The sequence below is a fragment of the Streptomyces ipomoeae 91-03 genome (assembly GCF_000317595.1).
GTDB classification, from domain to species: Bacteria; Actinomycetota; Actinomycetes; order Streptomycetales; family Streptomycetaceae; genus Streptomyces; species Streptomyces ipomoeae.
The window spans coordinates 1-8,408 of the sequence record NZ_AEJC01000586.1 but is presented as its reverse complement, the minus strand read 5'-3'; the positions used below and the strand labels follow the sequence as shown (position 1 = coordinate 8,408).

8 protein-coding genes are annotated in these 8,408 nt (G+C 69.8%); 5 read left to right on the top strand and 3 right to left on the bottom strand.

Annotation, left to right across the window (positions count from 1 at the left end; genetic code table 11):
- Positions 1–241 precede the first annotated feature (241 nt).
- Positions 242–523, bottom strand: a complete 282-nt coding sequence (locus STRIP9103_RS37770) for a hypothetical protein (protein WP_048821691.1) — start codon at positions 521–523, stop codon at positions 242–244.
- A 517-nt stretch (positions 524–1,040) separates the two neighbouring features.
- On the opposite strand from STRIP9103_RS37770, the gene STRIP9103_RS37765 reads away from it, so the two are divergent.
- Positions 1,041–3,086 carry an NAD(+) synthase gene (locus STRIP9103_RS37765; protein ID WP_048821690.1) on the top strand — a complete coding sequence of 682 codons (2,046 nt, stop codon included), beginning with the start codon at positions 1,041–1,043 and terminating at the stop codon, positions 3,084–3,086.
- A gap of 149 nt (positions 3,087–3,235) precedes the next feature.
- Here STRIP9103_RS37765 and STRIP9103_RS37760 read toward each other — a convergent pair whose 3' ends face one another.
- A complete protein-coding gene (locus STRIP9103_RS37760) occupies positions 3,236–3,808 on the bottom strand; it encodes a GNAT family N-acetyltransferase (RefSeq protein ID WP_009334873.1) in 573 nt (190 codons plus the stop codon).
- Between the two features lie 10 nt (positions 3,809–3,818).
- Entirely contained in the window at positions 3,819–5,132 is a 1,314-nt protein-coding gene (locus tag STRIP9103_RS37755) for a hypothetical protein (protein WP_009334877.1), read from the bottom strand.
- A gap of 239 nt (positions 5,133–5,371) precedes the next feature.
- Between STRIP9103_RS37755 and STRIP9103_RS37750 the strand changes: the two genes are divergently transcribed.
- From STRIP9103_RS37750 to STRIP9103_RS37735, 4 genes are all read left to right on the top strand, one after another.
- Complete coding sequence (locus STRIP9103_RS37750) at positions 5,372–6,013, top strand: hypothetical protein (protein ID WP_009334875.1); 642 nt, start codon at positions 5,372–5,374, stop codon at positions 6,011–6,013.
- Positions 6,010–6,630 (top strand): DUF6415 family natural product biosynthesis protein, encoded by a 621-nt coding sequence (locus STRIP9103_RS37745; protein WP_009334861.1) that lies wholly within the window; start codon positions 6,010–6,012, stop codon positions 6,628–6,630. The genes STRIP9103_RS37750 and STRIP9103_RS37745 overlap by 4 nt, the downstream gene beginning before the upstream one ends.
- A gap of 75 nt (positions 6,631–6,705) precedes the next feature.
- A complete protein-coding gene (gene fxlM, locus STRIP9103_RS37740; RefSeq protein WP_063747356.1) occupies positions 6,706–7,935 on the top strand; it encodes a methyltransferase, FxLD system in 1,230 nt (409 codons plus the stop codon).
- A gap of 64 nt (positions 7,936–7,999) precedes the next feature.
- Entirely contained in the window at positions 8,000–8,188 is a 189-nt protein-coding gene (locus tag STRIP9103_RS37735; RefSeq protein ID WP_009334870.1) for an FxLD family lanthipeptide, read from the top strand.
- Positions 8,189–8,408 lie beyond the last annotated feature (220 nt).

Sequence of the window (8,408 nt, the reverse complement as noted above, 5' to 3'; positions counted from 1 at the left end):
TGAGGTATCGCCTGGTTTCCTCCGTGGTCCGCGGGTCACCGGCCCCGCGCGGGCCCGCCGTCAGCTCGCCCACCAGGCGCGCCGCCGCCGCGTCCAACGGCCCGCTCCCTTCCGTCCCCGTCATCCGTCGTGCCCGCCTCGGGGCGGCTGTGGCCGGTGGGCAAGAACGGAGTGCGGCCCATCCCGGTGAGCGCGGGGCACTTGGCGAGCGCGTCGGCGGGCCCCGCCGGAGCTTGTCGAGTCACCGCACGTCGCGCACAGCGAGCAGTTCGATCGCCGCTCCGGACGATTCCAGCAGCGGCGCGGCGGAGGAGCGCCGGGGGTCGGCTCGGTAGGCGGCGAAGTCCTCGTCGCCGGGAAAGCTCACGAGGTGGGCTTCGACACGATCGTCAAGAGTGCGCAGCCGCCGTTCGAGACGCCCCCCGTGTTCGGCGAGGAGCGGCAGGACGGCGCTCTCGTAGGCGTCGAAGGCACCCAGCCGTCCCTCCGGTAGTCGTGCGAGCATCAGGTAGGTGACTGCCACGGGTCCCTCCCGGGTAAGCGGCGATCTTGTGAGCAGCTTCGCATCCCGACACCGGGGGCGACTCGAGTGGTGGGACCGATGTGGGGCGTACGCGGCGAGGACCAGCCGGCGCTTTGTCCGCCATGAGGCCTTCTGCCGCGCCCCGGTGCGCAGCGGAGGCGGTGCCATGGAGGCGGCCCGTCCGACCCACCGGCTGGAGCACCACTTCCCACCGAACGGTGCCGCAAGACAGCACCGGCCCGCTCTTCTGCCTCTCTGCCGGACGGATGAGCGGGGCCGTTCGCATGCCTGCGCTGCTGACGTCGACTCGCGCACGACCGAACCGCATTCGGCATGATCATGATGTACCCCGTACCGGATAGGGTGAGCCACACGGGGACGTACAAGGGCATCGAGGACGACATCGACCCCGCCGCCCGCGGCCGAGGGCGTGAGCGGGACCCGTCGGACGGGCCTGAGCGGGACCCGTGCGACTGTGGGTACTGGAGACGTTCTTCGAAAGGCCGGTCAGCACATCGTGAACTTCAGGTCGATCTATCAGCACGGCTTCGCGCGGGTCGCCGCGTGCACCGGCCACGCGGCGATCGCCGATCCGTCCGCCAACGCGGAGGCGGTGCTGCGGCAGGCGCGCCGGTGCGCGGAGGACGGGGCGGCCGTCGCCGTGTTCCCCGAGCTCTGTCTGTCCGGGTACTCCATCGAGGACCTGCTGCTGCAGGACGCGCTGCTCGACGAGGTCGAGGCGGCCGTGCGGACCGTGGTGGCCGGGTCGGCGGAGCTGCTGCCGGTGCTGGTGATCGGTGCCCCGCTGCGCCATCGCCACCGGATCTACAACTGCGCGGTGATCGTGCACCGGGGGCGCGTCCTCGGGGTCTCACCCAAGTCGTACCTGCCGACCTACCGCGAGTTCTACGAGAAGCGGCAGATCGCGGCGGGCGACGACGAGCGCGGCGGCACGATACGGATCGGCGGGGCGGCCGTACCGTTCGGCCCGGATCTGCTGTTCGCGGCGGAGGACCTGCCCGGCCTCGTCCTGCACGCGGAGATCTGCGAGGACATGTGGGTGCCGGTGCCGCCCAGCGCGGAGGCGGCGCTCGCCGGGGCGACCGTGCTGGTCAACCTGTCGGGCAGCCCGATCACCGTCGGCCGCGCCGAGGAGCGGCGGGTGCTGTGCCAGTCGGCGTCCGCGCGCTGCCTCGCCGCGTACGTCTACGCGGCGGCCGGCCTCGGCGAGTCGACCACCGACCTGTCCTGGGACGGCCAGACCATGATCTACGAGAACGGCGTCCTGCTGGCCGAGACCGACCGCTTCCCCCTCGGCGACCAGTACGCGGTGGCCGACGTCGACCTCGACCTGCTGCGGCAGGCCCGAGCCCGGATGGGCACGTTCGACGACAACCGCCGGGCCCACGCGGCCCGCGCCAACGGCTTCCGGCAGGTGTCGTTCCGGCTCGACCCGCCCACCACCGACCTCGGGCTGCGGCGCCGGGTCGAGCGGTTCCCGTTCGTACCGGCCGACCCCGCCCGCCTCGCCCAGGACTGCTACGAGGCGTACAACATCCAGGTCGCGGGCCTCCAGCAGCGGCTGACGGCGATCGGCGGCCCGAAGATCGTCATCGGGGTGTCGGGCGGGCTGGACTCCACGCACGCCCTGATCGTGGCCGCCCGGGCCATGGACCGCGCGGGCCGGCCGCGCAGCGACATCCTGGCCTTCACGCTGCCCGGGTTCGCGACCGGCGAGCACACCAAGGGCAACGCCCACAAGCTGATGAACTCGCTCGGCGTCACCGCGGCAGAGCTGGACATCACGCCCACCGCACGGCTGATGCTGCAGGAGATCGACCACCCGTTCTCCTCCGGCGAGCCGGTGTACGACGTGACCTTCGAGAACGTGCAGGCCGGGCTGCGCACCGACTATCTGTTCCGGCTGGCCAACCAGCGCGGCGGCATCGTCCTCGGCACCGGTGACCTGTCCGAGCTGGCGCTCGGCTGGTGCACGTACGGCGTCGGCGACCAGATGAGCCACTACAACGTCAACTCCGGGGTGCCGAAGACGCTGATCCAGCACCTCATCCGCTGGGTCATCAGCAGCGGACAGTTCGAGGACGAGACCAACAAGACGCTGGCCGCGATCCTCGACACCGAGATCAGCCCGGAGCTGGTGCCGGGCGAGGAACTGCAGTCCACCGAGTCCAAGATCGGCCCGTACGCGCTGCACGACTTCACGCTGTTCCATGTGCTGCGCCATGGTTTCCGGCCGTCGAAGATCGCCTTCCTGGCCTGGCACGCCTGGCGGGACCAAGAGGCCGGCGCATGGCCGCCCGGATTCCCGGAGAGCGAGCGGACGGCGTACGACCTACCGGAGATCTGGCGTTGGCTGGAGTACTTCTGCCGCCGCTTCTTCGGGTTCGCCCAGTTCAAGCGCTCGGCCATGCCGAACGGACCGAAGGTCCTGGCCGGTGGTTCGCTGTCGCCGCGCGGCGACTGGCGGGCGCCGTCCGACAGCACCGCGGGCATCTGGCTGAAGGACCTGGCCCGGTGGGACGCTTCGGGGGCCGGGGAGTAGCCCGCGCGCTGCGTAGTGCCCTACGGCTGCCTGATCGGCTACCGGGGAGGGGGCGGCCCGCTACGGTGATGCGGGCCGCTCGGCGAAGTCGCGCACCACACAGTTGGCACGCCCGGGCGGCGCGGGACCCGCCCAACGGAAGAACCGCGTCAGGCCGTTTCCCCGACCTGGAGTAGCAGCAGATCGAACTCGGGTCCGTCGGGACTGTTGCGATATGGACCCGCGTACTCGTACCCGAGCCGCGCATACAGGTCCTGGCCGCGCCGGTTGGAGGGCAGGGCGAGCAGAGACGACCACTGCGGGTTGACGGCCTGGAGTAGTGCGGCGTGCAGCCGCGTGCCGATCCCTTGGGACTGCCAGGGGGGACGTACGGCCAATTCACACAAGCCCATCAGACGCTCCGTGCGGGCTCCTTCGGGGACCTGCTCGACCAGGCCCGGACCGAACCAGTAGTCGGCAGAGCACGGGAAGGCGTACCCGAAGCCCACCGGAGTGCCGCCTGCGTAGGCGATGACCAGAGCGAAGCCGGGATGTTTCAGGTGGCCCTCCACCTGGCGGCGCAGGGCGGGCACGGACAAACCCAGCGCCTCCGCGCCCGGATTGTCGACGAGCTCGGGGTGGGCGTCGGCCCAGATGTCAGCGAGCACGTCGAGCATCGGCGGCACCTGGCCGGGCCCGTAGGTGCGGATCAACACATTGGTACGGGTGCTCGGGGTGGTCACCGTCTCCTCCTCAGCTGACACCGGTGGTGTTGCGGTACTCCTCCAGCCAGTCAGCGACCGCCGGCACGGCGGCGTGCCGCTGGAGCGCGCTCTCGACGTTGTGCACCTGCTTCAGCAGCCGGTCCGAGCGCACGGCAGGCAGGTAGGCCAGAACGCGGCCTGCAGCCTCAGCCGCGGCCTCCGGCTCCGGCCGTTCCCTCACCGCATGCTGAATGGCCACGTCCGCCGTGTACAGGGCGCGATTACGGGCGAAAGCGTCGCCGTATAGCAACACGGCCTGCTCGGCCCCGGCAGCCGCCCGTTCGTGCTGATCGAGGTCGGCCCGCGCGAGTGCCTCCAGACCGGCCAATTCGGCGGGCGTGTAGAACTCCAGCCAGGCGGGGTCGGCGTCGCTCGGGCCCTCGGCGTAGAGACGGTGAGCACGCACGATTGCCTGATCCGTAGCACTGGTGTCACCAAGCAGGGCCCATCCGCCGGCCTCCCGCATCGCCATGAGGGAGAGCATCCGCGCCGAGCCGTACGACTTCACCACCGTCTGCGCGCCCTGCGCTGCGGAGATTGCCTCACGTGGACGGCCCGACGCTTTGGCGAGCAAGGACAAACAGCCGAAGGCGTGCCCTTCGAGGGCCGGGTTGTCTGCGATCCGGGCGGCGGCCAGCGCCTCGTTGTAGAGGCTACGGGCGTCAGCGGGGCGGCCGGAGTCGTACGCCAGCCACCCGGCCGCGATCGACAGATGGCCGGTCGCCGACCGTAGTCGCCTGCCGGTGCGCTCCGTGTACGTGCCCTCGTGGAGCCACTGGTAGGCGATGTGCAACGCCTTGGAGGCATCGCGGCGTACAGCGGCAGAGCCGTGATCGTGGTCGTGTGCGTAGATCATGCTGACGGCGCGGTCCACGGCTCGTACATCGCCGACCCCGATCCGGCCCGGAGGGTTTTCCCTGGCAACTCCGAGCGGGATGAACGACAGGGCAGCGCCCGCGCCATTAATCCCGAAGGCACGGCGGTCCACAGCCACTTGCTCCTGTTCTGGCCCGTCCGCCCAGTCCGTCGACCAGACCGGCCGCATCGGGCCGCTGAGGCGGAACCCCAGCTCCCCCATGGTCCGCCCGGTCAGCCGGGTGAGGATGCGGCGGTACACCGCACGCGGAGCCTGAACGTCCCCGTCCTCCCAGGCCGCCACCAGACGCGGAGTGCAGGCGACCACCTCGCCCATTTCTTCGCCAGTCGTCACGATGAGCTTCGCGAACTCTTGGCGGGACATCTGGAACTCGTCCTCGCGCGCCGCGCGTAACACGGCGTTGGGAATCTTGCAGCGGTCGGCCATATCCGCTCCGGGCAGCATCCGACGTGACGGGACGGTTACCGGTGACCGTACCGCCCCCCACCTGTTCCTGCCCCGGTGTTGGTAGTGATCATGCCGCCAACGCCCGGTTCTTTCATCGCTCTTACATCGCTCTGGCGTCGCAGCCGCCTCCCCGATGCTGCTTGCGTAGACGGTGACGTGACGACTCACCAGCTCGGCGCAGCCTTCGGGCGCGTCAGCCGATCCGCGGAGGCCATCGCATGACCCCCGACACCACACCTGTTCTCCTGTTTGCCGAGACACAAATGACCGGCGTCCTCGCCCACTCCGGACCCACCCCGAGCCCGGCGGCTGGCCAGCATCTGTTCACCGCCACCGACGAGGCCTTCTTCAGCGGGGAATGGCTGCTGCGCGCCGCTGACGACGAGGCCGCCGCACAGAAGGCATGGGTGAACACCGGCGTCGCCCTGCTGAACTGCGGCACCCTCTTCGCCACCGTCCGCATGGAGGCCGCGGTGGTGTGGGCGGCCGCCGGCACGGACGATCTGGCCAAGGCGGACCGGTACCTCGCAGGAGCGCTGTTCGGCGGCCCTGTCTTCATGAGCTTCCGTCCGCACCGGTACTACGCGCTGGTGCCCGTGAGCGCTGCCGAGCAGTACGAGTGGGTTCCGAGGCGGCAGAAGCTGGATCAGCGCCTGGACGCGAAGCTGCTGTCGACCGGCTCCTGCATCACTGTGCCGATCCCGGAGCGCAACGCCGTCCCGGACAAGGCCATCTCGTACTGGTCTGTGCCGCCCAGGAGAGACGGCGCACTGTGCTCTCCGCACGCGGTGCTGCAACTCCTCGCCCTTGGCCGGTACCGGATCGCCTGGCAGGGGGCGAATGAGGAGGCGACCAGGTGACCGTCATCGATCCGCCCACCGACGCGGGAACGCCGGTACCGCTCGACACGGACATGATCCGGGAGACGTACCAACGGATTCTGCTGTCCCCACGCCTGCCAGTAGGTAAGGAACTCGCCCCGCTGCGTACCGAGGTGCGTGGCCATGTTCAGGTGCTCGCCCCGGACGTCCGCGCCCTCGCGGTCCGCATGGCGGAGCGGATGCGGCGCCTGGCGATCCATGTCCTGATCGACACGGCCGAGATCCTGCTGGAAGGAGAGAAGATCACGCTAGCCCATCTTGGACCCCATACGTACGACCTCGTGACCATGTCCCGCGCGCTGCTCCACCTGTTCGAGCACCACGGCCCGCTCGGTGCCGCGACCCACGACGAGGAAGTCTCTGCCGAGATCAGCTGGCGCGTCTGTGGGCTCTGCAAGGAGGAGTTCGCCGAGGGTGAGCCCGCCGACCGCATCAGCTGCACGGGCAGCTCGGGCGTCATAAGGGCGTACGTGCACGAGGAGCTGTGTGTCGGCCGACGTGAGCCCCGGCTCACTGATCGTTCCGGCTCCCCGGAGGGTGCCTTCGAAGGGCGGCAGTTCCGTCCCCTGGAACCTCCGGTCCCCGGCCTCGCCTGACCCCAGTCCATCAGCCCCGACCCCCTCGGCGCGCAGGCGCCGAGAAGGAGGCCGTCCGTGGATAACGTCCCCGTCATGACGACAGAGAACAGCGACAAAGCCCCGGCTACCGAGCAGGAGTTGCGCGACAGGATGGTGGAACGGCTCATCGCACTCGGTGCTGCGCGCACCCCTCGCGTCGTGGCCGCCTTCCGCTCCGTCCCCCGCCACCTCACCACGCCCGACGAGGACATGGCCAAGGTCTACGAGCCCGAGACCGCCACGATCACCAAGACCGACGCCACCGGCACACAGATCAGCTCCGTGTCCGCGCCGCGCATCCAGGCCATGCAGATCGAACAGGCCGACATTCAGCCGGGGATGAGGGTCCTGGAGATCGGCTCCGGCGGCGTCAACGCCGCCTATCTCGCTGAGCTGGTCGGTGACGGCGGCCACGTCGTCACCCTTGACATCGATCCCGATGTCACCGGGCGCGCCAAGGACTTCTTGAAAGCGACCGGCTATAGCAACGTCACTGTCCTCACCGCCGACGGCGAATACGGCGCGCCGGAACACCAGCCATACGACCGCATCGTCATCACCGTCCAGGCCGCCGACATCCCGCCCGCCTGGATTCACCAGCTGAAGGAGGGCGGCCGACTGGTCGTCCCGCTGCGGATGCGTGGCATGACCCGCACCGTCGCGTTCGTTCGCGACGACCAGCACTTGGTCAGCGACGGGGTGGAGCTGTGTGGGTTCGTGCCGATGCGGGGTGTCGGCGAGAACCGCATGCGTCTGGCGGTCCTCCACGGCGTCGAGGGCGAGGAGATCGCCCTGCGCCTGGACGATCACCCCGAGCCCGATGTCGAGGCCCTGCGCGCATCGCTGCGCTCGCATCGTGCCGAGGTGTGGTCGGGGGTGACGCTCGCGGGTGACGAGTCCAAGGAGCACCTGGACCTGTGGCTGGCGACCGCGTTCGACGACCTGCCCCTCATGGCCGCGACCCTTGCCGCCCGGAAGCGCGGCCTCGTCGCCGCCAGGACTCCGCTCGGCGTACCGACTCTGGTGGACGGCGACAGCTTCGCCTACCGGACGGTACGCGCCGCCGAGGACCCCGACCGTTTCGAGCTGGGCGCCGTCGGCCACGGTCCGCAGGGCAAGGCAGTTGCAGAGCGCCTGGTCGAGGAGTTCCAGGTCTGGAACGGCGAACACCGCCGACAGCGGGCGCACATCGAGGTCTACCCGGCCGGGACGCCGGGCGACCGACTCCCCGTTGGCCGGGTCATCGACCGTCGGCACACGCGGATCACGATCTCCTGGTCGTAGCGCCGTAGGCGTCGCGATCAGGCCGTTGAGAGCACGTCCACCCACCTCTGAGGAGGAGAACGAGATGGCACCGAGGATCACCGGTACAACCCTGAAGGCAGGCACGGACTTCGCGGCTGGCGGAGGGTCGGACTTCGACCTCAGCATCGAGACCGTCGCGTCCGCGCCGGTCGTCGGGGCGCTTCTGAACGACACCGGCGACGGCTGCGGCCAGACCTGCGAGTCCGCCTGCTCCAACAGCACCTGCGAGTAACACCAGTCGGTGGGGCCACCCACCGGTCGTCACGGGCTTCCCGGGCCCGCTGGCGGCGTTCACGAACCCGATCTTCCTGGGCCGCCGCTGACGCGAGGTCGGCCGGGGGGTAGCAGCCAGCACGAAAGGTAGGGGGAACCCTCGTACGAAATACCTGTGTTGGGCTTTAGGTTTAGCTCGACACAACACGCGCGTATGTACGCGCGGCTTCGCATGTACC

Bases quoted from the DNA above. Each gene is read 5' to 3' on its own strand.
- STRIP9103_RS37735 (WP_009334870.1), top strand. From the start codon at position 8,000: ATGGCACCGAGGATCACCGGTACAACCCTGAAGGCAGGCACGGACTTC.
- fxlM (WP_063747356.1), top strand. From the start codon at position 6,706: ATGACGACAGAGAACAGCGACAAAGCCCCGGCTACCGAGCAGGAGTTG.
- STRIP9103_RS37755 (WP_009334877.1), bottom strand. From the start codon at position 5,132: ATGGCCGACCGCTGCAAGATTCCCAACGCCGTGTTACGCGCGGCGCGC.
- STRIP9103_RS37750 (WP_009334875.1), top strand. From the start codon at position 5,372: ATGACCCCCGACACCACACCTGTTCTCCTGTTTGCCGAGACACAAATG.